This is a genomic window from Pseudomonas sp. F01002 (assembly GCF_004402115.1).
GTDB classification, from domain to species: Bacteria; Pseudomonadota; Gammaproteobacteria; order Pseudomonadales; family Pseudomonadaceae; genus Aquipseudomonas; species Aquipseudomonas frigoris.
Map to the genome: position 1 here is coordinate 162,109 of NZ_SOPU01000014.1, position 25,466 is coordinate 187,574.

At 55.9% G+C, this 25,466-nt stretch carries 16 protein-coding genes and 1 pseudogene; 8 read left to right on the top strand and 9 right to left on the bottom strand.

The window, feature by feature from the left end; all coding sequences use genetic code 11:
• The first annotated feature begins 169 nt into the window (after positions 1-169).
• On the top strand, positions 170-655 hold the full coding sequence (locus E3W21_RS09045; protein ID WP_008002671.1) for a glutathione peroxidase: 486 nt from the start codon (positions 170-172) through the stop codon (positions 653-655).
• A complete protein-coding gene (locus E3W21_RS09050) occupies positions 652-1,113 on the top strand; it encodes a MarR family winged helix-turn-helix transcriptional regulator (RefSeq protein WP_008145868.1) in 462 nt (153 codons plus the stop codon). Before E3W21_RS09045 ends, E3W21_RS09050 begins: the two co-directional genes overlap by 4 nt.
• Here the strand turns inward: E3W21_RS09050 and E3W21_RS09055 are convergent.
• A complete protein-coding gene (locus E3W21_RS09055; protein WP_178084129.1) occupies positions 1,097-3,418 on the bottom strand; it encodes a response regulator in 2,322 nt (773 codons plus the stop codon). The genes E3W21_RS09050 and E3W21_RS09055 overlap by 17 nt on opposite strands.
• Positions 3,419-3,583: 165 nt before the next feature.
• Here E3W21_RS09055 and E3W21_RS09060 point away from each other — a divergent pair, with 165 nt between their 5' ends.
• Positions 3,584-4,474 (top strand): ATP-binding protein, encoded by an 891-nt coding sequence (locus E3W21_RS09060; protein ID WP_134419132.1) that lies wholly within the window; start codon positions 3,584-3,586, stop codon positions 4,472-4,474.
• Positions 4,471-4,953 carry a GAF domain-containing protein gene (locus E3W21_RS09065; protein ID WP_134419133.1) on the top strand — a complete coding sequence of 161 codons (483 nt, stop codon included), beginning with the start codon at positions 4,471-4,473 and terminating at the stop codon, positions 4,951-4,953. The genes E3W21_RS09060 and E3W21_RS09065 overlap by 4 nt, the downstream gene beginning before the upstream one ends.
• On the opposite strand, the gene E3W21_RS09070 is transcribed toward E3W21_RS09065, so the two are convergent.
• From E3W21_RS09070 to E3W21_RS09100, 7 genes and pseudogenes are all read right to left on the bottom strand, one after another.
• A complete protein-coding gene (locus E3W21_RS09070) occupies positions 4,954-7,902 on the bottom strand; it encodes an HD domain-containing phosphohydrolase (RefSeq protein WP_134419134.1) in 2,949 nt (982 codons plus the stop codon).
• Positions 7,903-7,951: 49 nt separating this feature from the next.
• Positions 7,952-11,596: a transporter substrate-binding domain-containing protein gene (locus E3W21_RS09075; protein WP_134419135.1), complete on the bottom strand. Its 3,645-nt coding sequence runs from the start codon at positions 11,594-11,596 to the stop codon at positions 7,952-7,954.
• A gap of 8 nt (positions 11,597-11,604) precedes the next feature.
• A pseudogene (locus tag E3W21_RS09080) lies at positions 11,605-11,922 on the bottom strand (LuxR C-terminal-related transcriptional regulator); the annotation flags it as partial.
• Positions 11,923-12,258: 336 nt separating this feature from the next.
• The gene (locus tag E3W21_RS09085; protein ID WP_134419136.1) at positions 12,259-14,805 is read right to left on the bottom strand and encodes a TniQ family protein; all 2,547 of its coding nucleotides are present in this window, start codon (positions 14,803-14,805) and stop codon (positions 12,259-12,261) included.
• Positions 14,768-15,760: an ATP-binding protein gene (locus tag E3W21_RS09090; RefSeq protein WP_134419137.1), complete on the bottom strand. Its 993-nt coding sequence runs from the start codon at positions 15,758-15,760 to the stop codon at positions 14,768-14,770. The genes E3W21_RS09085 and E3W21_RS09090 overlap by 38 nt, the downstream gene beginning before the upstream one ends.
• Positions 15,750-17,642: a DDE-type integrase/transposase/recombinase gene (locus tag E3W21_RS09095; protein WP_134419138.1), complete on the bottom strand. Its 1,893-nt coding sequence runs from the start codon at positions 17,640-17,642 to the stop codon at positions 15,750-15,752. The genes E3W21_RS09090 and E3W21_RS09095 overlap by 11 nt, the downstream gene beginning before the upstream one ends.
• A 5-nt stretch (positions 17,643-17,647) precedes the next feature.
• Complete coding sequence (locus tag E3W21_RS09100) at positions 17,648-18,295, bottom strand: TnsA endonuclease N-terminal domain-containing protein (protein ID WP_134419139.1); 648 nt, start codon at positions 18,293-18,295, stop codon at positions 17,648-17,650.
• Between the two features lie 1,216 nt (positions 18,296-19,511).
• Here E3W21_RS09100 and E3W21_RS09105 point away from each other — a divergent pair.
• Positions 19,512-20,291, top strand: a complete 780-nt coding sequence (locus E3W21_RS09105; RefSeq protein WP_256661537.1) for a hypothetical protein — start codon at positions 19,512-19,514, stop codon at positions 20,289-20,291.
• On the opposite strand, the gene E3W21_RS09110 is transcribed toward E3W21_RS09105, so the two are convergent.
• Entirely contained in the window at positions 20,248-21,228 is a 981-nt protein-coding gene (locus E3W21_RS09110) for a DNA-binding protein (RefSeq protein WP_134419140.1), read from the bottom strand. The genes E3W21_RS09105 and E3W21_RS09110 overlap by 44 nt on opposite strands.
• A gap of 172 nt (positions 21,229-21,400) precedes the next feature.
• Between E3W21_RS09110 and E3W21_RS09115 the strand changes: the two genes are divergently transcribed.
• The 3 genes from E3W21_RS09115 to E3W21_RS09125 all read left to right on the top strand — a co-directional run bounded on the left by E3W21_RS09115 (position 21,401) and on the right by E3W21_RS09125 (position 25,369).
• On the top strand, positions 21,401-22,309 hold the full coding sequence (locus E3W21_RS09115) for a site-specific integrase (protein ID WP_134419141.1): 909 nt from the start codon (positions 21,401-21,403) through the stop codon (positions 22,307-22,309).
• A 248-nt stretch (positions 22,310-22,557) separates the two neighbouring features.
• Entirely contained in the window at positions 22,558-23,736 is a 1,179-nt protein-coding gene (locus E3W21_RS09120) for a transposase (RefSeq protein ID WP_134419142.1), read from the top strand.
• Between the two features lie 193 nt (positions 23,737-23,929).
• Complete coding sequence (locus E3W21_RS09125; protein ID WP_134419143.1) at positions 23,930-25,369, top strand: TolC family outer membrane protein; 1,440 nt, start codon at positions 23,930-23,932, stop codon at positions 25,367-25,369.
• Positions 25,370-25,466 lie beyond the last annotated feature (97 nt).

Sequence of the window (25,466 nt, forward strand, 5' to 3'; positions counted from 1 at the left end):
AGGCTGCGATCTTTTGATCTTGATCTTCAGCGATCGAGAGAAGAGTCAAGATCAAAAGATCGCAGCCTTCGGCAGCTCCTACGGTTGATCGACTATCGATTTATTAAATTGCACGCAATTCAATTGCTCGCTATGTTTGTCTCATCTTCCCTCATTTAGAGTCCGAACCATGAGCGACAACCTGCTGAGCATCCCTTGCACCACTATCAAGGGTGAGCAAAAGACCCTGGCGGATTTCGCCGGCAAGGCCGTGTTGGTGGTCAACACCGCGAGCAAATGCGGCTTCACCCCACAGTACAAAGGCCTTGAAGAGTTGTGGCAGACCTACAAGGATCAAGGTCTGGTGGTGCTGGGTTTTCCGTGTAACCAGTTCGGCAAGCAAGAGCCAGGCAATGAAGGGGCGATTTCCGAGTTCTGCGAGTTGAACTTCGGCGTCAGTTTTCCGCTGTTCAAAAAGATTGAAGTCAATGGCGCTGGCGCCCATCCGCTGTTCGTTCAACTGAAAAAACGCGCGCCGGGTGTGCTGGGTTCTCAGGGCATCAAGTGGAACTTCACCAAGTTTCTGATTGGCAAGGATGGCCAGTTGGTCAAGCGCTTCGCCCCCGCGACCAAGCCGCAGGACCTGACCCGCGAGATCGAAGCCCTGCTCAAATGAACACCTTGTCAGTCGATTCCCTGAAGCTTGACAGTCAACTGTGCTTCAAGCTGTACGCCGCTTCCCGGGCGGTGATCCGCGCCTACAAGCCGATGCTCGATCAGCTCGGCCTGACCTACCCGCAATACCTGGCGATGCTGGTGTTGTGGGAATGGCAGGAGGCGGCCCCAGAGCAACCGACGGTCAAGGCGTTGGGCGAACGCTTGGCGCTGGATTCCGGCACGCTGACGCCGTTGCTCAAGCGTCTTGAGCAACTGCAACTGGTTCAGCGTCAGCGCTCGGCGCGGGACGAGCGTGAAGTGCACTTGAGCCTGTCGCCCACCGGCAAGGCTTTGCGCGATCAGGTCGGGCCGCTCAAGGCCCGTCTGTTATGCGACAGCGGTGTGGATCTGGATCGCCTGAATGATCTGCGCGATGGTCTTGATCACCTTTTAGGGCAAATCAAAGCACTGTCGTAGTAGGGACCCACAAGTCCAGCAGGGCAGCCAACTCTTCCCGGCGGAAGGGTTTTGCCAGGTAATCGCTCATGCCTGCCGCACGACAGCGTTCGCGCTCTTCGGACATGGCGTTGGCGGTCAGGGCGACGATGGGCAGCTGTGGCCAGCGTCCGCTGCGACGGATTTGCCGACTGGCCTCATAGCCGTCCATCACCGGCATGTTGCAATCCATCAGCACCAGATCGAATTCGCTCTGCTCCAGTTGATCCAGCGCCTCGCCACCGTGACCGGCGACAATCACCTCGCAACCGAGTTTTCCGAGCATCCCCTTGGCCACCAATTGGTTGACCGGATTGTCCTCCACCAGCAGCACGCGTCCGCGTCGTTGTGGGGAGAGGGCGTCGAGCCGGGCACCGTTGATGGTGTTGAGTTCCGGCTGCAGGGTTCGCCGCAGCGTCTGGTACAGCGCGTTGCGTGCCAGAGGCCGCGCCTGTTGCTGTAAGGGGGCGAGGGCGAGGGCTTCTTCGCTGGGCATGAAACTGCCGTAAGCGGTGACCAGCAGAATCGGTGCTGTACACGAAGGGCGCAGGCCAAACAGGCATTCGGGGCAATCGGTAATCAGTACATCCGGGTTCAGGCCCAGCAACGAGTCATCGAGGGAACGCTGCTCATAGTCGAGCCCCCAGCCGGGCAACACACTGTTCAACAGTTCTGCCAGACCGCTGCTGGCGGCGGTGATTGCGATGACCTTGCCCTGTAAAGAGGCCGGGGGAAGGGCGCGGGTGTGGCTGGGCAGCGGCAGATCCGCACAGAACTGGCTGCCGAAGCCTGCTTCCGAGCTGATGGTGAGGCGCCCTTGCATGGCTTCGCAGAGGTTGTAGGTCAACGCCAGACCCAACCCGGTCCCGCCGAATTGCCGGGTAATGCCGGCACCCGCCTGCGTGAAGGGCTGGAAGATCTTGACCTGGGCGTCCTGCGCGATACCGATGCCGGTGTCGCAGACTTCGATTCTGACGCCGTCCTCGAACGTTGACAGGCGCACATCGACGCGACCGAAGCGGGTGAACTTGAGGGCGTTGGACAAGAGGTTGCTGACGATCTGTCGGACCCGCGTCGGATCCCCAAGCACCAAGGCCGGAAAGTGCGGGTCGATCAGGCAGCTCAGCTCGACACTCGGCGCGGCGTTTTGCGACAGCAGGTTGGCGGTGTCCTCGATCAGCGAACCGAGGTCGAACGGAATATGTTCGAGCTCCAGTTGGCCGGCATCGAACTTCGACAGATCGAGAATATCGTTGAGCAGTTCCACCAGTACTTTGCCCGAGTCATGGGCGATGGACAGCTGTTGCTGTTGCTCGGCATTGAGCGGGCCGTCCAGGGAAAGCGCGATCATCCCCAGCAGGCCATTGAGCGGCGTGCGGATCTCGTGGCTCATGTTGGCCAGGAACACCGAGCGCGCTTCGGCCATGTCCAGGGCGGTGCTGCGGGCGACTTCCAGTTCCTGATTGGATTGGCTGAGCCGCGAGTTGATCGCCTTGAGTTCCGCAGTGCGGGCCGAGACGATGTTCTCCAGTTGCCCGAGGTAGTCGGTCAGGCGGTTTTCGGCGTTGCGTCGCTGCTGGATTTCGGTGGCGATGTTTTCGAATTGTTGATTGGCAACCTTGACCAGTACACCGATTTCATCGTTTTCATGGTCCGTCGGACACTCCAGCGACGTCGACTCCGTGCTGCGCGGGTCGCGACTGCTGAGTTCACGGATGACCCGCACCAACGGCTTGGTCAGCATCACATAGAACAGCGCCAGCAGGATGCCAGTCAGCAGCAGGCTGCGGGCGAAGCCATTGAGCAGGGTCACCTCGGCCCGACGCAGGAACCGGTTGCCGAATGAATAGGTGTCGACGTCCAGGCGCAGGGTGCCGAGGGATTCGGTCGGCAAGTGATCCAGGTAGAGACGGTCTTCGAACTGCCGGTTGGCGCCGAACAGGAAGTCGCTGATCACCCGATAGCCGCTTTGCACGCCCGGGCGTTTGACGCTGGCGAGCACGGTACCGTTGTTGTCGGTCAACTGCGCGCCGATGATCGCCGGCGAGCGCAACAGGCCCAGGGTCAGTTCCTGAGCGAGTTCGGCGTCGATGTTGTAGGCGATACGGGACGCGGGGTTATGGCTGATTTCCAGCAAAGACAGGATTTCGCGGTTGATGGAGGCGTCTTCACTGGCATAATCGATGCCTATTTGCAGCAGACTGAGCAGCGTGCCCAGAATGAAACCGACCAGCACGGTAAGCCTGGCTTGCTTGTAGGACAGCCGGTTGGTGAACTTGATATCCATGGGGTGTTGAACCACTTCCGTTTCCCTTCGCTGCTCAAGCATAGTCGATCATGCATGGATACCGATGTTCTCGCGAGCCCTTGTGCAAAGGGATGAACCGGACACCGAAGCTGTGTTTCGTCGCTGTATCGCCATCATTACTGTGAACGTGCCCGAGGAGAAGACGTGGATTCCCGATTAAATGCTTTTCTTGAACGTGCCGATGCTGTTTTGGCTCGTATTGAACCGTTGCTGCCCACCCCTCGGCAAGTTATCGACTGGAATCATTGCCTTGCCGCGCGCTGGCAACGCGAGGGGCGCAGCGGATTTCTGTTGCCGCTGGAAGTCAGCCTCGACATGCGTTTGTCCGACCTGATCGGTGTCGACCGGCAACTGGAGCAACTGGGGCGAAATACCCAACAGTTCCTCGATGGCATGCCGGCCAACCACGCATTGCTCTGGGGCGCGCGCGGCACCGGTAAATCGTCGCTGGTTCGCGCCTTGCTGGCCGAACACGCCAAGGCCGGTCTGCGGCTGATCGAGATCGAACGCGATCACCTGGCGGACTTGCCGCGCGTGGTCGAACAGATCGCCAAGCTGCCCCAGCGTTTTGTGCTGTTCTGCGATGACCTGTCGTTCGAGTCGGGCGAGGGTGACTATCGCGTGCTCAAGAGCGTGCTCGACGGCTCTCTCGAACAGGCCCCGGATAACGTTTTGCTGTACGCCACGTCCAACCGTCGCCACTTGGTGCCGGAAAAGGAAAGCGATAACGAAAACTGGAAACGCGTTGACGGCGAACTCCATCCCAGCGAGGCGGTGGAAGACAAGATTGCGCTGTCGGACCGTTTCGGATTGTGGCTGTCGTTCTATCCGTTTACTCAGGAGCACTTCCTCAACGTCGTCGAACACTGGATCGGTCAACTGGCCGACAAGGCGGGCCTTAAGTGGCAGCGAGACGAAGAACTGGACATCCTCGCGGTGCGCTGGGCTACGGGCCGGGGCAATCGCAACGGACGTTGTGCGTATCAATTTGCCCGCTATTGGGTCGGGCTGAAGCTGTTGGAGCACAAGGCATGATCGATTTACAAAAGAGCGGCCAGGGCCTCGAAGGCTACGGCATGCTGTGGGCGCAATTGGAGTCATTGCTGGCGGACGAGCGGGATTTCATTGCCAACGCCGCGCAGTTTTCTGCGTTCCTGTTCAACCAGCTCGATGACCTGAACTGGGCCGGGTTCTACCTCAATCGCAACGAAGAGTTGGTGCTTGGCCCGTTTCAGGGACAAATCGCCTGCGTGCGGATTCCGTTCGGTCGGGGTGTATGCGGAGCGGCGGCGGCCACCTTGCAGACCCAGTTGGTCGAGGACGTGCACGCGTTCCCCGGACACATCGCTTGCGACAGCGCGTCGAACAGCGAACTGGTGGTGCCACTGGTCAAGGAGGGACGATTGATTGGCGTACTGGACCTCGATAGCCCGAAACTGGCGCGTTTTACCGCTGAAGATCAGGCCGGTATCGAGCAGTTGGCGGCGATTTTCCTGCGCCTGACCGACTGCTGATCATGCCCTCAAGCCTGCCTTGACCAGCAGGCTTGTCGGATCTACCGCATCAATCTGTTGGGGATCGAGGAATCGATCGGCGTACTGCAAGTAGATTTGCGCGTTGATGAACAGCCCGAACAACTCAGGATCGATGTGGGCATCCCGGCACATCGTGGCCATGATGCCCAGCGCTTCGCTCAAGGACTTGGCTTTCTTGTAGGGGCGATCGGCGGCGGTCAGCGCTTCGAAAATATCGGCAATCGCCATCATCCGCGCCGGCAGGCTCATTTCTTCGCGCTTCAACTGTTTGGGATACCCGGTGCCGTCCATTTTCTCGTGGTGGCCGCCGGCGATCTCCGCGACGTTGGTGAGGTGGCCGGGGAAGGGCAGGTGGCTGAGCATCAGAATCGTCTGCACCATGTGGTGATTGATGATGTAACGCTCCTCGCGGGTCAGGGTGCCTCGGGCAACGCTCAGGTTGTAGAGCTCACCCCGGTTGTACTTGTAGCGCGGCACATCGAGCTTGAACCCCCACGGATTATCCTCCGGAATCAGTTCGGCTTCGGGCCGTTCGAACAGGTGCTCGGGTTTGTCCCCCAGCAATGGCTCGCTGACCGGCAGTGTCGGTGCCGGGGTCCGCGCCTGACGCCGGTTCTCCTCCCAGGAAACGCCCAGCCGGTCATCCAGGGTTCGGGTCCAGGTACGTTGGGCGATGCTGCGCAGGCGTTGCTGGTCGGATTCGGCCATCGCCTCGCCACCCAGGTTGCATCGGGCAACGAACGCGAAATCATCGTCCAGCCCTGCCAGCGTGGCGTTGCGCAGTCCGGCCAAGTGCTGCTCGTTACCGCCCAGGGCCATGGCTTGCCAATAGCTGATCCAGGCATCGCGCTTGAGCACTTCGAAGCGGGTGCGGATTTCGTGGATGCGGTCGTTAAGGGTTTCCAGTTTCGTGGCTTTATCGACCACGTATTCCGGAGTGGTGACCTTGCCGCAGTCGTGCAGCCAGGCGGCGATGTGCAGCGCTTCCCATTCATCTTCGGTGGGTTGATAGCCACTGAAGGCCGGGTCCTGGCTGGCAGCGGCAGCTTGAGCGAGCATCAGGGTCAGCGCCGGCACTCTCTGGCAGTGACCGCCGGTATAGGGGCTTTTGGCGTCAATCGCCCCCGCCAGCAGTTGAATGAAGGAATCCAGCAGTTGTTTTTGTTTGGCTTGCAGCCGCTGGCTTTCAATACTCACGGCGGCCGCGCCGGACACGGCCTGGAGGAATGCGATGCGGTCCGGACGAAGTTTTTCCAGATCGCTCAGGTTGCCGGTATCGGCCAACAGCAGGATCAGCAGGCCCACGGTTTCGTTATGACGATTGTGCAGCCGAATGCCGATCAGATGAACGCGGGGACACTCCAGCGCATGCAACACCTTCTGCAAATCCCCGGCCTGTTCGAAGCCAAGCGTGGTGACGATGTTGTCGGCATTCGACAGCTGTTGTAGCCATGCAGGGCTTTGCGGAGCCTGGAGTTCGTGTCCTCGAAGATCAAATGACGGCAATGCCCGTGAGGTGCCGTTGACGACCAGCCCATGGGGCTCCATTCGATCGCCATCACTTTCGCGCAGGTAGATCAGACCGGCCTGGGCCTGGCCGATTTTCACGGTTTCAAACAACACCCGTTCCAGCAAGGGGGCGAAGCGAGTCTCGGCGCTCAGGCTGTCGGTGATCTGGAAAAAACTCGCCAGGGTCTCTTTCATACGCGTCATCGACACGCTCAGTTGGTCGACTTCGAGCACAGGAGAGCGACGTGAGGCCGGAAAGTTGAAGTCGAAACTGCGAACCGCATCGGCCTCCCTTACCAGCGCGCGCAGGGGTTTGACCAGTATCCGCGAGGTCAGCCAGCCCAGCGGCAGGCACAGCAACAGCGTGGCCAGGGTAATCAGCGCGCCTTGCCAACGCATGCGGTAGGCATCGACGAGTAACTCATCTTCCGGTACCAGCAGCGCCAGTTGCAGTCCCTGGGGGCCGCCTTCCTGCATGCGACTGCGGGCAACGATCCATTGACGACCGGCGACATCCAGGCGGTTACCTGCGGGGGGATTGTTGAGCAATGCGTCGAGGCTGGGGCTGAGGTCAGCGGCTTTGATCAGGCGGGCAGTCTGATCGTCGATGATCAGTTTGCTGCTGTCGGGATAGGCGATGGCATTCCCTTCAGCATCGAACAGCACGATTTCGGTATTGGGGGTCACGACATGTTTGGCCAGGGTTGCGGAGAGTTCCGCCAGGGTCAGATCGGCACCCATGACAGCCTGTTCGCCACTGCGCCGGGCCAGGGTAGTGCCGACATTGTGGGTGGAGAAAAAGATGTAGGGTTCGGTGGTGATCTGATCGCTGTCGCTGCGGGCGTTGGCATACCAGGCGCGGGTTCGCGGATCGTAGGTTTCGTCGGGGTTGTCCTGGCGGCTGATGAGGGCCAGATCCTGATCGAAAAACAATGATTGGGAACGGACCTGACCGCTGTTGCCTGTTCGCTCAATGCTCCACACCTGATAAGCCGCAGTGTCCGGTGCCTTGAGGAGCGTTTTCAGGTCGGGGGTTCGCAAGGGCCGAACCATGAAGAAATCACCGTTGCCGTAGCCCAGATACAACGAGGCCAGGTCGGGGTTGTCCTTGAGCGACTGGCTGAAGGGTTTGAGTAGCGCCAGGCGTTGCTCAAGGTCAGTTGCCTGGGTCGCCGGGTATTCCGCCAGCAGGGTCAGCAGATGGCGAATCGGCTCATAGGTAGCGTGCAGGTCGAGACGGACGTCCTGCTCGATGCGGTTGAAGAGTTTTTCACTGCTGGAAAGAATGATCTGCGTGGTTTGCCGGTAGTTGAAAAGGCCCAGCACCACGCCAGTCAGCAACAGCAGGAAAGTGAACATCACGCTGATATGGACGTGCAGGGGAAACCGACGTTGATCCGGGCGCAGTGGGCTGGGCATTGCAGGTCTCTCCATGATGGTTAACGCACTGCTCAGCGTCCAAGCATAGTTAAGGCTCTGTCATTCTGCTTTTGTCGTTTTGGCCGATCTGTTGCTGCAATGCTTGCTCCAATTCGAGCATGGCGCGCTCTATCGCCTTGCTGCAATCGGCCACTTCGTCGTGATGAAACACTTCATGGCAGGCCTTTTCCAGCGCCTCGCAGCTGTCGATCACCCGGGAAGCCTGGACGATTCGGGCGGCGCCCTTGATTTTGTGGGCGACGTCGAGAAATGGCTGAGGTTCTTTGGAGGGGGACAGCGCCAGCAGTTCTTGTCGGTCCAGACGGTTGCTGTTCAACAGTTCGGTCAACAGTCGCTGGTCCAATACCGGATCGCCACCGGTCAAAAGACGCAGTCCTTGCAGGCTGAACGCGGGATCGCGGACGGTTGGCCTGATACCTTCAAACCACTGACTCAAGGCTGTCAGGGTAAGGGGCTTGAACAGGCAGTCGTCCATCCCGGCTTGTTTGCAGCGTTGTATTTCTTCCGGTTGTGCGTTGGCGGTAAAACCCAGCACGGTACAGGGCGGGCGATGCGTTTTTTGTTCTTGTCGGCGAATGGCGCGGGCCAGTTCGTATCCGTTCATGATCGGCATGTTGCAATCGACAATCACCAGATCGAACGGCTCGGCTTCCCATGCCTCAAATCCCGCCTTGCCATCCGGCGCGACGCTGAATCGGTGGCCCAGAAACTCCAGTTGCTGGCACATGAGCAAGCGATTGGCGGGGTGATCGTCGACCACCAAAACATTCAACGGGGGTGTCGTGGTGTGGATTTGCGCTTCAACAGTCTCTGGCTTCTGCTCGAGCGGCAGTGTTGCCAGATGCAACGACACCTCGACTTGAGTGCCGACACCCGGCTGGCTGCTCAATTGCAGGCTGCCGCCCATCATTTCGCACAGGCTGCGGCTGATCACCAGCCCAAGCCCCGCACCGCCTCTGGCTGATTGCCCGCAGTGATCGGCTTGAGCGAAAGGTTCGAACAGCCGCCGCTGATCCTGTTCACTGATCCCTATGCCGCTGTCGTGTACCTGCAACAGCATCCGGACCCGCTCAGGCTCGGCGGTTGGGTGCAGGTCGACGATGATCCTGATTTGGCCGCGCTCCGTAAATTTGATGGCGTTGCTCACCAGGTTGGACAGCACCTGCTTGAAGCGCATCGGGTCCAACAGGACATCAAACCCTGGATTGGCAGGGCGAAATTCCAGCTGCAGCCGCAGGCTTTTCTGGCGCGCCAGTCCATCGAAGACCCGCACCACCGAGGCCACGATTTCACTTGGATTGACCCGTTCAGGGCTCAGGCTCAGCCGTCCGGATTCAATCCGTGCAATGTCGAGAATGTCCCCGATCAGCTCCAGCAGGTCCTTGGCCGAGTTGTACGCCACATCGATGGCCGAGCGATCCGGGTGCGTATGATCGATGCGTTTCAGCGTGAGTTCGAGCATGCCGATGACCGCATTCATCGGGGTGCGGATCTCATGGCTCATGGTCGCCAGAAACGTGGTTTTGGCACGGTTGGCTTCATCGGCGCGTTCTTTGGCATAGCGCAGATCATCGAACAGTTGCCGCCGTTCGCTGATGTCGATCCAGCCGCCGATGATGCCTTGTACTTCACCGCTCGAATCACGGTAGGGAAGAATCCAGTGGTAAATCGTCAGCCTGCGGCCGCCGATGTGCAGCGCGCGATCGAGAATCAGCGGTATGCCCTCGGCCACGACGCGCTGGTAATCGGCCTGATACTCCCGGGCTTCGAACGCATTGCTCATATTGCCTTGCATGACGCCTTTGCCGATGACGTCTTCACGTCTCGCGCAGAAGGCTTCCAGGTAACTGTCGTTGCAGCTTTGCAGCAGCCCCTGACGATCGCGGACGTAGATGGGATGAGGCGTCCCGTTGACCAGTGAGCGCATGAATTCGAGTTGATCGTTCAATGCACGCTCGGCTGCCTGACGCTGCTTTATCTGGCGACGCATGTAAGCGTTCCAGGCAACGGAAATCAGCAGCAGCACCCCGGCACCGATAACGATTTGGTAGAACAGTCGGTGATAGTTGCGCCAGGTACTTTGCGAGGACGCCGAATAGCCGCGCCAGCGGCTGTTGATGATGCCCAGTTCTTCCGGCGCAATGCTCAGCAGTGCCTTGTTGAGGATGGCGTTCAGTTCTTTGGCATCTCGGCCTGTGGCCAGGGAAAACGCAGCCTGCCGGGTACCGATGGTGGTACTGATTTGAAGGGTGTGCTCGAAGAGCTGCGATGAGATGAAGTAGTTGGCAATCACCAGTGAATTCACCGCACCTTCTGCCTTGCCCTCGGCCAGCAACTCCACGGCGCTGAACGTGTCCGGGGTTTCAATCAGCCTGATCCGCGGGAACTCGCTGCGCAGGTAATCCACCAGGGGATTGCCTTGGGCGATTGCCAGGCGTTTGTCCTGCAACTGCGCAAGGCTTGTCGGGCTGTCGGCGGCTTTGCGAGTCAACAGGACAAAAGAGTTTTGCAGGTAGGGGCGGGTGAAGTTCAGCGTAGATTCACGTTGGGCGCTGGGGAGCAGGGCGGCGATCAAGTCGGCCTTATTGTCCCTGATCTGCTCGATCATCTCGTCATCACTGCGGCTGCGACGGACGTCGAAGCGCAAACCGGTGCGCAATCTGATCAGCTCGAGCAAGTCGGCGGTAACCCCACGAAAGTTGCCATCACTGTCGAAAAACGTCAGCGGCGCAAAAGCCTCATTGACCACCACACGCACTACCGGGTGTTGTGCCAGCCAGCGTTCCTCATTGTGGGTGAGCTGCAGTTTTTGATCGGTGAGCAGCATGTCACTGCCGGCACTCCAGCGCTTGGCAATGTTGTCTCGTTCGCTGGTGGGGATGGCCATGAGCATTGCGTTGATGATCCCGAGCAGTTGCGGGTTGTCCTTGTGCACGGCAAAGCTGAAACCGTGGGCTTCGTGTTTGCCGAAGTTGGCCATGCGGATGTTGTTCAGATACCCCTTGTTGATCATGTAATGGGTGGAAATGGTGTCACCCAGAAAAACGTCAGCCTGGTCGAAGGCAACGGCATTGATCGCATTCTGGTAGGACGGAAAGGACGTGATGATCGCCCTCGGATACATTGCCTTGACCTCCTCCAGCGGCAAATAGTGATACACCATGCTCAGGCGCAGACCGGCCAGGCCATCGGTCAAGGATCTGGTTTCACCTTCGCGCGTCACCAGAACCGGCTGGTCTACGGCGTAGGGGGTGGAAAGTACGATGTCAGCGTTGTGAGCTTCGAATCCATTGGCGGTCCCCAGCAAATCGATCTCGCCGTTTTCGAGTGCCTCTATAGCGGCCTCCCGGGACGAAAATCTCAGAACCTTGATTGGCAAACCGGTTGTTTTACCGAGGATGCCCGCGTAATCGGCGGTAAAACCTTCGTAGTCGTGACCACTGATGGTCAGGTCGAAAGGGGGGTAGTCCGGGGCTGACGTGCCCAGGATCAGTTCCCGTTTATTCTCAATCCATTGTCGTTGTGATTTATCCAGTTGGACTTCCTGGTGTCCGGCCATCGAGCGACTCATCAGGGTGTAGTTCTCGCTGACGGTCTGCGCAGCGGCCACTGAGGCGGTGAGGCATAATCCTGCGGCCATGAGTGTCAGATAATCCTTTATACGACTGGGCATCCTGTTTCTCACACTAACGCGTTGCGTTTTGCCATATCGATGAGTTCAACCAGGGATTTGGCTTTGAGTTTCTGCATGAGGCGTTTTTTATAAGTGCTGACAGTCTTGTTGCTCAGAAACATGCCTTTGGCAATTTCCTTGTTGGTGCGGCCTTGGGCAAAGAGTTGCAATACCATCAGTTCCCGGTCATTGACTGACTTGAACAGTTCCAGGTCGGCGAAACGTGCGTCATCACAGCGAACAGGATTCAAGGCCTGACTTGGGAAATAGTTGTAACCTGACAGTACGGCCTTTATAGCACTGACCAGTTCACTCAGGTCTTTCCGATCAATTTCTGTTCAGGTTGATATGGCAGACCGTGGTTGGTGCGAAATTCATGAAGCCTTGAAATGCATGTTTTCAAAAAAAATAATACTGATGAATATTGTTAGGCGAAAACTTATACGAGTGAAAGTGCTGTCGGGTGGCCGTAGGAGGTTCACGGCTTAATACTGCCCAGTGACTGAGTTAGTCCTATGTGGGTAAAGTTTAAAAGTGGCAGGGGGCGTGGCGAGCAGAGATCGGGTGCGAACGGCTTGAAGAAGTGTCGTGGTTGGAGATCGATGTGATGTTGGGAGAGGATAGTGACACCCTGCTCGATTGAGTATTAAATGCGCTTGTGATTATTTGAGTTTGAGATAAGAACTTACGGGGTGGTTGATAAGGTAATTCGATATCATGTCCCGCTGTATTAATGGTTTGGTGATAAAATTGGATAGGTGTTCTCCTATCAGAATGCTTCTTCTAATCAAGCATCGACTAGTTCCGGAGTTGTTGAAAACCAATCTGTCGGCCATTGCGCAGGTGATGTGCGAAGCGAGGATGTGTTGGCACTTATCAAAATCTTTTCTGTTTAGGTATTTTTCCCTCTCATGTCTGATTAGTGACACAAAGCCTTTCTTTAAAAACGTGTCATAAAAATCGTTGTAGCTGATTCGGAATTGTTCAAGGGCAACGCTGAGCAATATGCAATCGGGCGGGAGAGTTGGTACCTTAGGGCGGAAAAAATGTGCCGCTCTTTTTATTTTGGTTGAAATAGGGGAATCAATTGGTGTCTCTGAATTTAGATACGAGAGTATGAAGGCGCTGCTTCGATAGAATTCCGCCGTATTGGTCCTGGGTGGTATTTCTTTGGTGTCATATTTGTACAGCTTCTCGATAAGTCTAGGGGTTGGTCTTAACGGAAAGCCCATTGGGGCCAGCAGTGTTTCAATAATCGAAAATTTCTTCCGAAACAGATCCAGAACGCTGGGCCGAAAATAAAACGATGACTTACCCGCTACGTGAGAGAGTACATTGCGATAGGCCAGGGCTCTAAGGGTGTGTTCGGAAGCTTGTGCACGTTTAGCGGCTATAGTAATGCTCAGGTAATTTTGATTTTCCGTAGGTTTTTCTGTGCTTAGGTGAATGGCAAACTTTGAAATTTCTTTTTTTCTATAGATGGCAGTGGTTCGAGATTGTGTTGTGGCGGGAAATATTAGTGGCTGGATGCCAAAAAACTGCAGCACATCGGCCAGGCGGTTTACAGAGATTTTCAGAGTTTTGCTTGTGGTTTTGCTATTTAAGTATTTTTGTTTGAATTTTTGTATTTCCGTTTTAGGAATGTAGATTTTTTTCACGGATATGTAGCAGTTTTTCAAGTAATGCCACTTTATGAGCTCATGAACGGCTGCTTTTTCAATTCGAAGTGATTTCGCGGTCTGCGCATAGCTCAGGAATTTTGCGAAAAAAACTGGATCAGCTGGGAGGTTTGGTAGAATTAGCGGAAACGCTTCCGTGGCTCGTGATTTTTTGTGTGCCAACCTTAGCTTGATTGACTGGATGTCTTCTGAGGTAAATAGCCAGTACGACCAGTGGAGTTCGGCATTGTAGCTGGGTTCAACTTGCGATTCGAGAATGGCTTTGCGGATTTTTATGACTTTAACGCCACAGGTTGCTGCAATGTAGTGCGGAGGTTGGAGTCGATCGAGTAGGCAATCCACGTCAGCTGGAAGAAAAAATTTCCTGCCCTTCTTGCCGCAATAGAATGGCAATAAACCATCTCTGGAATAAGTTTGTACGACGTCCGGTTTTACATTTAGCCGCCTTGCGACCTCTTTGGTAGTCCACATCTCTGACTGTGCGATGGGTAAACGTCCAGCACTCTTGGCGTGATATTCTTCAAGCGCTAGAGATAATGCAAAAATGTCATCATTGGTAAAGAATTTTCTCGTTGCGTTAACGCTTTGGCATATCCGGCTTATGCTGGCGAAGCGTAAGCCCTCCGCTTGCATTTTTCGTCTGGCTTGTCCGGCCGTTAATAGAAAAGGTGTATCGCTCTGGATGCTGTCCTGAGAAAACGATGTCCTTTTCATGAAGGAATTTATAGCTTCATTCACTTCAGGGCTCTTGAAACCTGAGAAACGGGCGGCTATCCAAGACTTATCGATATCGGGATATATACTATGTAACGCTGTTAGGTGTTGCAGAATTCCGTGCGCATCATTATTCGCAATGAACATAGCTGCTTCATTAATCTGGCAGCGGCTGGCCTCGGGGGCGGTAGGTTTTTTTTGCATAACACTTCCCAAATTGCGAGCAATTCTCATAACCTTGTCAAGGTAAGCTTGATCGTGGGTCTTCAAACTCTGCACAAGATATTGTTCATGCCTGCAGTCCTGGGCAGTGCAGGGAGTACACTTAAGGACAACCCCGCAGTAGTGACATTTGCCATGTAGAGCATGCCACCACTTAAAATCTCCACCGCATGCGGGGCAGTGCGCCAAGTATTTTTTCTGGTGATATGGGCAAAATTCTGCAAGTTTTATGTCTTGAATTTGGCGTTGCCAGCCCTCTTCGAAACAGCCGTCACAGTACACAAAAGAACGTAACCTTAGATAAATGCTTGGTATTTCAATTCCGCTGACCAACAAATTCATCGTCTGGGCGCGGTTTACAGTTTTGTAAAATCCACTGAGTACTGCAGGGGCATAGGTCCCCGCCTCTTCTGCTAAAAATTGAGCGATCGCTGATGACTGGGTTACTGCAATGTGTTGTACAGCTGATTCACCCACGCAGTGGCTACTGAATTGACCAATCGTGTGAAATCCGTGAAACAGTGTTACCCGCCTGATCAAGCTGTATGGGCTTTCTTCAGCGAGCGGAATTGGTACGAAGATTAGCTTGTTCATTGGTGTACGCCGTTATCAACGCTAGACACTCACTCAGCGTCAAAGTGAACGGATTGGTTGCCTCACTGAGCTGTTTGGGGAGATTCAGGCATTGGCAGGCCTCGAAGAAGTCCTGGCGGGTGAGAGTAGTTGAGTTACGGGTTAAGGCACAGATAACCGCTTCGTGTACGGTTTGTCGAAGGTATTCCAGGCTTCCTACGCTCGCAACGTAAAGCGGCGCCATGATCATCAGATCGTGGAGATGAACATCGCCTTCGAACTTCATTAGCTTAAATAACTGCTGATCAAGAACCTTAAGCGTCATGTAGTACTCAGAGGTTTCGAGCTCGCTGAACTTGAAATGCTCCAGATACGCGACGTAGCAGTATCTTCTGATGAACGGTGAAAAACTTTGTTTTTTCTGTTCCTTAAGCAGAAGTTTGCACTCTTCGGTGCCTGCTAGCATGATGGGGATCTCACTCTTGCTCAGTAGTGTTACCAGCCAATCCAAGGTCACGCCGCGTGCTTTCTCCGCTTCCGGGTTCAACAAGCGCAGGATTTCGTCCAAGATTATGACTCTGACCCGGCATTTTTTTAGACGATCTAGGAGTAGTTCGTTAAGCGCATGCACGTCGCCGTGCGGCGGGTAAACACCCAGCGCTTTGAGTAGCGTGGTGCAAATCCCCTTGATCGTCACCGGAGCGGGAACGATGCAGTAGAGCGCGGTTATAATTTTGAATATGCCGTCTTTATCGCACTCTATATACGGCGGATTAAAGGTATCGGTGAACAGCTCGCACAGACGAGATTTTCCGGAGCCGGACGGCCCGATGATGAAGGCGCAGCTTGCCGTTTTACGTATTTCAGTGGCTTCCACGGCTTTGGAAAGCTGGGAGTAGGCGAACTGATAGCTGGGAAAGAACACGGTCTGTTTATTGAATTCGACCATGGCTTGAGCTTTCGATTCATCGAGCATGTTTGGTCACCACGCTCGCATAATCCGGTGGGGTATCAGGGTGGAATTGATAACGTCTGTTGCTGTCATCCTCCCTAGCCGCTGAAGGGGCGGGCAAGCTCGACCAAGCGTTGAAGTCGCCACGCTCCTCCGCGCGTTTCCGTGTTTTCCATTCAGTTTTGGTTTTCGCGTTGGCCAGTTCTCGTAATATCTGAACCCGCGCCTCGCGTGCGGCACTGTAGTTTCGTGATTGCTTTCTGGCTCTGAGCCGGGCCTTGATCATTTCGTGAAGGTGCATGGTCAAACCCTTTTGATAATCGGGATCAACCGGCATGACTTCGAAGAGTTCGTTTGGAGAATTAGGGTCGCAGACCCAGGCCTTGCCCAGTTCGGAAATGTCATAGAGCAGCCGCAGCGACCTAGGTTTTCCGGAATACTGGGTGGCCAGATAACTCACTGCTGGGCCAGTCCAGGCGAGTCCTTGGAAGCGCAGCCGGCCATTGTTGGGTTTGACGTAAGCGACACACAGCAGATGGCGATTAAGGTCTTCCTCGTTGTACCTTTTCCATTCGAACGCGAGAGTATTGGCTTGGTCCTCGTCCCAGGCTTCCAGGGGTGATTTGCCCAAGCCATCTTGGAATCCTGGATGGTAGGCAGTAACGAGCCAATCTTCGAAATTTTTCATGACGTCCTCCAAGGTGAGGGTGGCATTGGCTTCGGAGTCATAAGGATTTGGCCCCGAGAATGTCGTGCCGGGCATGCAATGGGCGATGGATGTGGTCCAGGTCTTGAAGAAACTTTCGATGTGCGGTTTTTGATCCGGATTACCCGGTTCACAGTAGGTCACGTCACTGCCAAGGTCCTGAAGGACGCTTTTCAAACGGGCATTGGCGAATTCGCTTCCATTGTCCAAACGATAACGGCGAGCCAGTCCTCCATAGGGATTACTACTCAACAGTGAATGTTTCAGCGCGCGTATCGTCTTTTCGGTGCTGGGCGGGTTGTAGGAGATGTCCCATCCTGTGATTACCCTGGTTCTCACTTCAATCAGCGCAGTCAAGTAAAGGCGTCCGGTCAAGTGGCCGTTCTCATCGACGGTTTCCACATCGAGTTCATGGGTATCGCCCTCGACGAGGTTGAAGAGCTCCAATGGCCGCCTACATTTTTTACTCCATTTTTGCCTTTTGATGGCTTGGCAGTAACCGAGCTGATAGTGGTCGGTCTCGTACCGGTCCAATTCTGTAATGATTCGGTACAGCGTACTGATCGACGGACAGGCGAGCTGATCGTGTGGAGGCCGTTTTTCGTTGCAGGCGTTAATTGAGCATTGGATGGCACTAATAAGGTCGGTTTTCTTGCACGGCGTAGGCTTAAAGAACAATTGAGCCAAGTTGAGCTGGATGAGTTCTTGCACAACCTCTGGCTGCCTGAAAACACGCCGGATTGGCGAACTCCGGGTTCGGGGTACGAGAGCGAGCTTATTTTCGCCCATGCTCAGGTAGGCTCTTATCCATAGGTAAAGGGCACCGTAGCTCGGTCTCGCTTCGCCCCTCTGTTCGGCAATCTCGGAGAGCAAAGTCAGCACCGGCTGGCGAGGCAGATGGCCGCCCCAGCGCTCCATCACGGGTAGTACATACCGCAGCCGTTTAGCCATGGTGGTCTGCTGGTGTGCATTCAATGCGTCGACGATCAGCTCCACCCGCGGAGCAAACGGTGCCTCCTGGGTTTTGACCAAGGTGCCATTCCGCCAGGCCCGCACCAAGCGCTCATACGACTGAATCACGATTTGTTTGCTGAATTTCAGCGAGCGCAGCTGATAGCGATTGCCTTGGGCCGCGACCACCTGGTAATCGGAACCGCAATATTGGTAATGCTCGCCGACATTGAGCTCCAGACTGTTCATCACATTCACCACACGCGGCTGAGTAAGTTCAGCGGGCGTTGCAGGTTGCAATGCAGCCGTTGATGAAACAGCGCACAGGTGATGTCAGCCTGCGAAACCCCCTGTTTCAGCAAAAACGCTATCGACGCAAACCCTTGTGGTTGGTCATGCAGCAGGCGAAGCATATACGGCACCCTGGCGAGGCTGCCGTTGTAGCCCAAATGGTAAAGCGTGCGAAGGTTTTGGATCTGGACAGGATGGCAAAACTGACGCTCTTCAACGCATTCGAACCGCAAGCCGTTTCGGCTGAACAGTTGCTCAAGTACGGCACGCCGTGTTTGCCATCTTCGATTGCGAGCACCCGCGCAGCTTTTCACCTCGTACACAACCTGGCCACCGTCCACCAGTGTTGCAAGAAAGTCAGGGGTATAGCGGGATTTCGACCCGGTGAAGCAGATGGTGAAGGGCTGCGATTGGTAGGCGGCGATAGCTGCTTGATATTCCAGATGAATGCAAAAATCAGCCTCCAGTAAGGTCTCGCAGCCTATGGAGACTTGGTTCTTGCGCGAGGCAACGAAGGTCACCAGCTTGCGGGGTTTTCCAAACGCCAACGGTCTGCTCGGTTCGAGCGTATAGCCCGCATGTGGCGCATGTCGATCATATGGAGTAACCATGGGTTGGGCTCCGAGAGTGCTGGCGATGATTGGTCCACATCACTCACCGCCAAGGCCTTGAAGTAAACTTTTCGAACGGGCATTGGGGAACTCGCTTCCATTGTCCAGGTGATAGCGCCGACACAGCGATGCATTTACCTGGCAACGTTGAGCTGCCTGCTTCGCCTCGGGGGAAAGTCTGCCCGTTCCGTGGGTAATTGTTGATGCCGGCGCGAGCTCGGCCAGGCCGGCTATTGGGATGATTCGCCAAGGCTTCGACCTTTCTAATTACCCTGGCGCAAATGCGTAGCCCGATTACAAAGCGTGTCTGTGTATCGGACACTATTAGGACTTGCGGGCATCCACTCATAGGTTCGTTGATATGGACGTCGGGCGCCCATTTCGACAGCAATTCGACGCTGACCTTCATCCCGAGCGCGCTTAGCAAGTAGCTGATCAAGTGGTGTCCGTGGCCGCGAGAAGAATCCCCCGCGAACACGAAACTATCCCGGCGAAACAAATTCAGGTTGGGGGGCGTGCTGGCCTGTCGAGAGGGATAGGGGCAGTGATGGAGGTTGGCCAGCGACAGCGTTGTTCGCAAAGAAAAGGGGGGGCGCAGCGCTTCGTCGTGCTCAGGTTGGGTGATTGATGGGGGCGGAGAGATCGACAGCGGGAGCAGTAAGCGAGGCGCGCGAAAAGCCAATTCTGCACTGACGCGAAGTGCAGTTGCTTCTCTCCGTAAACGATACCGATCAAGTATGGTGCTCATAATAGTGGCGCTCTCAGCACGTGGCAGAGGTTTGCTGATGTCACTGCGTTGTTAATATTATTCAACGCCATTTTTTAATGCAGATCGACGTCCAAACAGTTGTTGAAGAGCGGGTCCTATCTTGTTGATGTCGAGTGTCTTTTTGCTCCGTGTTATCAACACATGTTGCGTTTGCCGCTGCAATCACGCTTTCTTCGGTCACTAGTGTGCTTCACTGCAGGTGTTGAAAGCTGCAAAGGAGGCTGTGCCATGACTTGTTCATTGGTGATCCGTCGGCTGAGGGGCTGCGTGTTTGCTCACGACTTGTGCAGTTGCTTTGGATGTCCGCACAATGGACCGGCCTTGGCGCGATGTGGCTGCGAGTGGTCACACCAGCATCATCCGTTGGTAGACTTGGCCCGTAACAACAAGTGGCCGCGGTTGCTGACGGGCAGTGAGCTTCACGACGCGTGTTTGAAGGAGTTGCTGATGGACTTTCCCGCGTTGTGGTCCGTCCGGAGCAATTCGTTGTGGATCGTCCTGAGTACACTCTGGGATGAGCGCCTCTGCACCGATCAACTAGCGCAGATGCTGCACCTGAAAAATGGCTGCCTGCTTCCGACGCATAGCACCTCTCTGATGCATCGCCTGTCTGCCTGCCCTGACTGGCGCAACCTGGGTTGTGTGCTCGCCCTTTTGGGCTCGAAATCCATCCAATTCAAATCCCATCGTCGTTGGTTGCGCGAGCATTTTCTGAATTACCTACTCCTCGTGTGCATGGCTGAACCGTGCTGCTTCATCCGCGAGCCCCTATACGAGTTACTGAACAAATTGTATGAGCGCGATTTGCTCAAAGACATCGATGGCTGGCCTTCCGACTTCGCTTCCTTTGAGCAGGCCTGCCAAGTCTTCAACCACTACGGTAACTGGATGCGCTATCAGGGGTGGATCTGCGGTTGGGACCTTTACGCATCTACCCTTGTGCAGCTTTACCGGCCCGATCAAGAAATTCAGCGGCAAAACGCCTCAGTGCTGGTCGGTCCACCGGTGCCGGTTGAACTTCCGCCACAGATTGCCCTGAAAGTCGAGGCGAGGCTCAAACAACATCGACGTGACCAGTTCGCGATGGGGGGCAGGGACCCGCGGTCGCGGGTGGTCGTTGTGTTAACCCTCGCCCGTGATGGTGAGGGTCGGCTTCGGCGGCTGTTGGTCGGCGAAAGGAAGCCTAGCTCTCTCCAGCCATCGATGACGGCGGCGTACTGTGGCTGAGCAGATCCTGCAAGCGCGTGACCTGTTGCCGCTGGAGCCTTAACTCGCGACGGATCTGCCGTTCCGTGAGCACCTGACGCTTGACCCGTTCGCGCAGACCGGCGTGCTCGCTGGTCAACGTTTGGACCCGCGCCTGCGCGCTGTGCTCGCGGACTTCCGCGTCCTGGTGTTGTTGCCGCAACTGCTGCAGTGCACGTTCACGTTGGCGATCTTGCTGGCCCTGGTGGCGCAGTTCACCGACCAGCCGTTCGTTGTCCTGGAACAGGCGGGCGAGTTCATCCTGTTTGTCCGATAGGCCGATACGTAATGCGCGCAACTCGTGTTGCAACTGCTGCACTTGCGCGTCGTGACGCTGGGTTTCCTGCTCACGCTGGGTCAGATGCTCTTGGCGAAAGTGCTTCAGCGCCTCGCGCGCTTGGCGGTGCTTGTCCTCCAATGACTGGAGGTGCGCCGCCCGTTCGATCAACAGCTGGTTCAGGTCGTGTTGCAGCTGGCCCAAACGTTGGCATTCGCCGTCCGCTTGGCGCAGTTGCTCCTGGAGTGTTCGTTCGTGCTCACGCAGGGCCTGCAGCTCACGATCGAGGCCGGCGTAAGCGCTCTGCAGGTGATCGATTTGCGCCTGGTGCTGCAGCCGCTGCTGCTCATACGCCGAACGATCCCGCTGCAGGCGCTGGCGATCCTCGGCGACCGCCTGTTCGGCCAGCACGGTGAGGCGAGCGCTTAAACCGGCGACAAAGCTGTGCAGTTCCTCGTCGGGGGTGGGCGGCTGCGCCTGCTCTCGGGCGCCGAGCTCCTTCAGATAACGCTGAATGGTGCTCTTCGAACCGGTGTTGCCCAGCTCCACGCGCACCGCGTCGATGCTCGGGTGCTGGCCGCGGGCGAGCAGCGCTTCGCGGGCGATTTGCACCACCGCCTTGTTGATGCCTCCGCGTGCCATGGCCTGACTCCGACGATTTCGTATTGGTTTACGGAGTATGCAATTACAGCTGTAACCCTGCCTTTGGGACGGCAGGAATTCGGACGGACTGGCGTTCGAGAATGCTGAATTCTTGAACGTGATAAGCCTTTTTCGGCGCAGGGTTCCGGAAAGGCGGTATGCGGGAGGTGGGGTGAGCGATTCAGCCGAGCGGTACCTGCAAGCGGCGCGACGCGACAGCACCCTGCGCCGCTATGCGCAAGCCGTTGAACACTTTGAAGCGGAGTGGGGCGGGGTGCTGCCGGCCTCCAGTGAAAGCGTCGTGCGCTACCTGGCCGCCTATGGTGCACAGTTGGCCAGCAACACCCTGCGCACGCACCTGGCGGCATTGGCTCAGTGGCATCAGCAGCACGGCTTCGCCGACCCGACCAAGGCGTCGCGGGTGCGCGATGTCTTGCGCGGTATTCAGGCGCTGCATCCGCAACCTATCAAGCAGGCGGAAGTGCTGCAGTTACAGATGTTGGACGCGTGCATCAAGGGTTTGGAGGGGCAGCTGACCTCCGATCAGTTGGCGGTACGGTTGCGCGCGGCGCGGGACCAGACGTTGCTCCTGATCGGCTTTTGGCGTGCGCTGCGTGGCGACGAACTGTGCCGGCTGCGTGTCGAGCATATTCAGTTGCGCGAAGGGCAAGAGTTGGAAATCTTCCTCGCCAGCAGCAAGACCGATCGCGATCACCGCGGCCGTACCTTGGTGGTACCGGCCCTGAAGCGGCTCTGCCCAGTGGACGCCTACCAGCACTGGCTGGCGGTCAGTGGCATCAAGCAAGGGCCGGTGTTTCGCGCCATCGATCGCTGGGGCCACCTAGCGGAGGGGCGAGTCAATCCGAATAGTCTCTCGCGTATTTTGCGTCTGGCGTTTGTGCGCAGCGGTGTTGCTGGCGAGGGTTACACCGCGCATTCTCTGCGCCGCGGCTTTGCTACTTGGGCCAGTCGCAACCAGTGGAGCAGCAAGGCGTTGATGGAGTATGTCGGCTGGCGCGATGTGCAGTCGGCAGCACGCTACATTGAGGCCGATGCTCCCTTCGGCGATTGGGCTCGTTGAGCACGCCGCCTGCCAAAGCGTTCGTCCAGTCGGGAAGGGCAAAGGTGCAGTGTTGTGACTGATTCCTGGAGGGCGATATCGACGGCATTGCTTCGCCGAATGGCTAGTCGTAAGCCGCCATACTCGGTGAGCTGAGGATGGTAGGCCTGCAGTTTTGGTTGTGAAACTGACCGGTCGCTCACTAAGTTTTTTAAACTCCTGTAAACCGATTTTTTTTTGTAAGTCAGTGAGGTTAACAACTCAAAAAAGTGGTTTACAGCATCACTATTCTTCATTCGATTGCTCTTCTCCTACCTTCAGAAAGGCTGCGTGAAACGTCCATTGTTCTCTCGGCCGACCGCTTTCCGCCCGAGGTCGAAGTCTCTCCAGTCTGCCTCACGGGTCTAGCTGGAGTTGGAAAAAGCCAGACAATTGCTGCCTTACGCAAGGTATTGCCGCTGCCAATGGAGTTTTCGTGTGACCTGTACGAAGGCTCCGTGACCTTGGTGTCACATTGGTATGCGAGTGCGCGGGGTAGAGCGAGCGGCAAGGCGCTGCTTGAAGATTTTGTTTTCGGAGATGGCGACCGAATCGGAAGGACCACCGTCGCTCAGCTTTTAAAGGAATCCCGTCGAAGGGCTAACAGAGATGGCATTTCGCTCGCGGTGTTGGAAGAGATGCAACACACCAACGCTGGCTCTGGAGCTGCAAAGGTGACTGACATTTTACTGACCATGGCAGCCATTGGGTTGCCGATGGTTTTTGTGTGCAACTACAGCTTGGCTCACAAGCTGCTTGGTCGAAACAGCGAGGACAAGCAACGCCTGCTCGCTGATCCCCGAATCATGTTGCCGGACGAGCCTGGCAGCGCGGATTGGCTGAATTATGTCGCTGAATGTCTCAGAGTGAGCAACGGCTACATAAAGGCCGACATTGATGATCTGGCCATTGAGCTGTACCGCTGTACTTTTGGTATCAAGCGATTGGTGGTGCTGCTTTTGAAGCTGGCATATGTGGAATGTCGCAACGCGGGCCGGCAGTGCGTGAACCTGTTCGATATCACTCGTGCATACCGTGCTGCAGCGTACACGGCAAGCGCCGGTGAGGTAGAAGAGCTGCAGCTTCAGGCACTGAGCAGTCGCAAAAAGCAGAAGCACAAGGATTTGCAATGCCCCTTCGGTCTGCCTGTTGCGATGAAGACAAACGTCGTGAATTTCACTCGTGCTGATCGTCACGAACGTGTCATTGCCACGGTCTTCCACTCCTCGTTGACCAAAAAAGAGCGAGCAGTGGTCAAAGATATGGAAGCTCTCGGCATGGACGCGCCTCAGGCAGTCAAACCGCGCCGTCGGGCTCCGGTCACGAATCTGACTGATGAGGAGAAAGGGGACGCTTTCCTTAAGTATATGGATACCGTGGCACCTCCCAAGCCTAAAAGGCCGAAGTGATAACGCATGGTGCCAGAGCATCTATGGATGAGCGCTTCGCCAGGGGCGGTACGATTCCGAGATGAGGTTTTCACCGATCTTCATCTGAAATGTTACTCAAGCTTTTACTCGTTGCGCCGAAAGTCTTGATAGAGGCATTCTGCCATTCCATACAACGCCTGTCCCTGGGCTCTCGTTTTGGGAATACAAAGGAATGTATACCGTCGTCCAACTGGGCGTTGCGCTTTCAATCGCTCTGCTCTTCAGCCCCGATGCCCTGTCTAGTACCCTAACGCCTACAACTCACGCCGATCTTTTGGGGGTATACCAAGCCGCCAGCGAGAATGATGCCCAACTTTCCGCTGCTCGCCATGCCTATCGCGCCCAGCTAGAAGCCGTGCCCCAAGCCCGCGCGAGGTTACTACCCGAGTTAACCGTGGGGGCGACAAGCGAAACAACTCGGCTGGCGCGCGATGAGCCATCACTTTCGCGTGAGCGCAGCGGTACGATTTTTAGGGCAAACCTGAGCCAGCCATTGTTTCGCATTGACCGCTGGTATCAACTCAAGGCCGCTCAGGCGGGAGCAGCCCAAGCGGAGTTGGAACTGTCGGTTAAAGAGCAGGCGATGGTGTTTAACGCCGCTCAGGCGTACTTCGAAACCCTACGCCAGCTCGACGGCTTGGCAGCTGCCAAAGCGGAGCAAGCAGCAATGTTGCGTCAACGGGATCAGGCCCAAGGGAGACTTGAAGACGGCGCATCGAGTATCACCGACGTTTATGATGCCCAGGCGGCTTATGACAACGCCTGGGCCAATAGTCAATTGGCACGGCGCAAGGTTGATGATGCCTTCGAGGCACTCCTTCGCTTAACGAAGCAGTCCTATGATTCTATTGCTGGCGTGGTTCATCAGATGCCGGTTGAAGCGCCGGTGCCCAATGATTCAGAACAGTGGGTCGAGACCGCTATAAAGCAGAATCTGCAATTGCAAGCGAATGACCGAGTGGTGGAAGCTGCACAGCAGACCCTGCATCAGCGTAAGGCCAGCTATGCACCTACTGTTGACATAGTCGCGTCCTATCGCAAGGGTGACAACGACAGTTTCGGCTACAGCAACCCAACTGATTACGGTACCAACGGTTACCGCGGAAATGCCGCTCAGAGTTCCATTGGTTTAGAACTGAACATCCCTTTGTATTCCGGTGGCATGACTCGCTCCCAGGTTTCGGAGTCTACCGAGCGGCTCTACCAGAGCCAGGACGAACGAGAGGATCGTGTGCGTGAAGTGGTGCTCAATACCCATAATGCATTCCGCGGAATCAACGCTGACATAGAGCAAATTGGCGCGCGCCGGCAAAGCATCCTCTCAGGTCAAAAATCGGTGGAAGCTAACCAAGTGGGAGTGGATATCGGCTCGCGCAATATCGCCGATGTATTGAATGCTCAGCGCCAACTTTACGCTGCCGTACGCGACTACAACAACGCGCGGTACGACTACATCCTTGACAACCTCAAGCTCAAGCTCAAGCAAGCCGCAGGCAGCTTGAGCCCGGCGGACCTGAGCCAGCTGTCTGCATTCCTGAAGCAAGACTACGATCCTGACCGAGATTTTCTGCCCTCTATAGCGCCTGTAAAAGGTGCCGACAGACGGCTGTGAATATCTTGGATCTTATGTAGATAAATTGTTACTAGCGAATACACTCAATGATGTTGAAATGATGTCAAGTTAGCAGTCAGGCCGTTTCAGTCGCAGC

Excerpts from the sequence above, each read along its gene's own strand:
- E3W21_RS09045 (WP_008002671.1), top strand. The coding sequence starts at position 170 with ATGAGCGACAACCTGCTGAGCATCCCTTGCACCACTATCAAGGGTGAG.
- E3W21_RS09050 (WP_008145868.1), top strand. The coding sequence starts at position 652 with ATGAACACCTTGTCAGTCGATTCCCTGAAGCTTGACAGTCAACTGTGC.
- E3W21_RS09055 (WP_178084129.1), bottom strand. The coding sequence starts at position 3,418 with ATGGATATCAAGTTCACCAACCGGCTGTCCTACAAGCAAGCCAGGCTT.
- E3W21_RS09065 (WP_134419133.1), top strand. The coding sequence starts at position 4,471 with ATGATCGATTTACAAAAGAGCGGCCAGGGCCTCGAAGGCTACGGCATG.
- E3W21_RS09070 (WP_134419134.1), bottom strand. The coding sequence starts at position 7,902 with ATGCCCAGCCCACTGCGCCCGGATCAACGTCGGTTTCCCCTGCACGTC.
- E3W21_RS09075 (WP_134419135.1), bottom strand. The coding sequence starts at position 11,596 with ATGCCCAGTCGTATAAAGGATTATCTGACACTCATGGCCGCAGGATTA.
- E3W21_RS09085 (WP_134419136.1), bottom strand. The coding sequence starts at position 14,805 with ATGAACAAGCTAATCTTCGTACCAATTCCGCTCGCTGAAGAAAGCCCA.
- E3W21_RS09090 (WP_134419137.1), bottom strand. The coding sequence starts at position 15,760 with ATGCTCGATGAATCGAAAGCTCAAGCCATGGTCGAATTCAATAAACAG.
- E3W21_RS09095 (WP_134419138.1), bottom strand. The coding sequence starts at position 17,642 with ATGAACAGTCTGGAGCTCAATGTCGGCGAGCATTACCAATATTGCGGT.
- E3W21_RS09100 (WP_134419139.1), bottom strand. The coding sequence starts at position 18,295 with ATGGTTACTCCATATGATCGACATGCGCCACATGCGGGCTATACGCTC.
- E3W21_RS09105 (WP_256661537.1), top strand. The coding sequence starts at position 19,512 with ATGGACTTTCCCGCGTTGTGGTCCGTCCGGAGCAATTCGTTGTGGATC.
- E3W21_RS09110 (WP_134419140.1), bottom strand. The coding sequence starts at position 21,228 with ATGGCACGCGGAGGCATCAACAAGGCGGTGGTGCAAATCGCCCGCGAA.
- E3W21_RS09125 (WP_134419143.1), top strand. The coding sequence starts at position 23,930 with ATGTATACCGTCGTCCAACTGGGCGTTGCGCTTTCAATCGCTCTGCTC.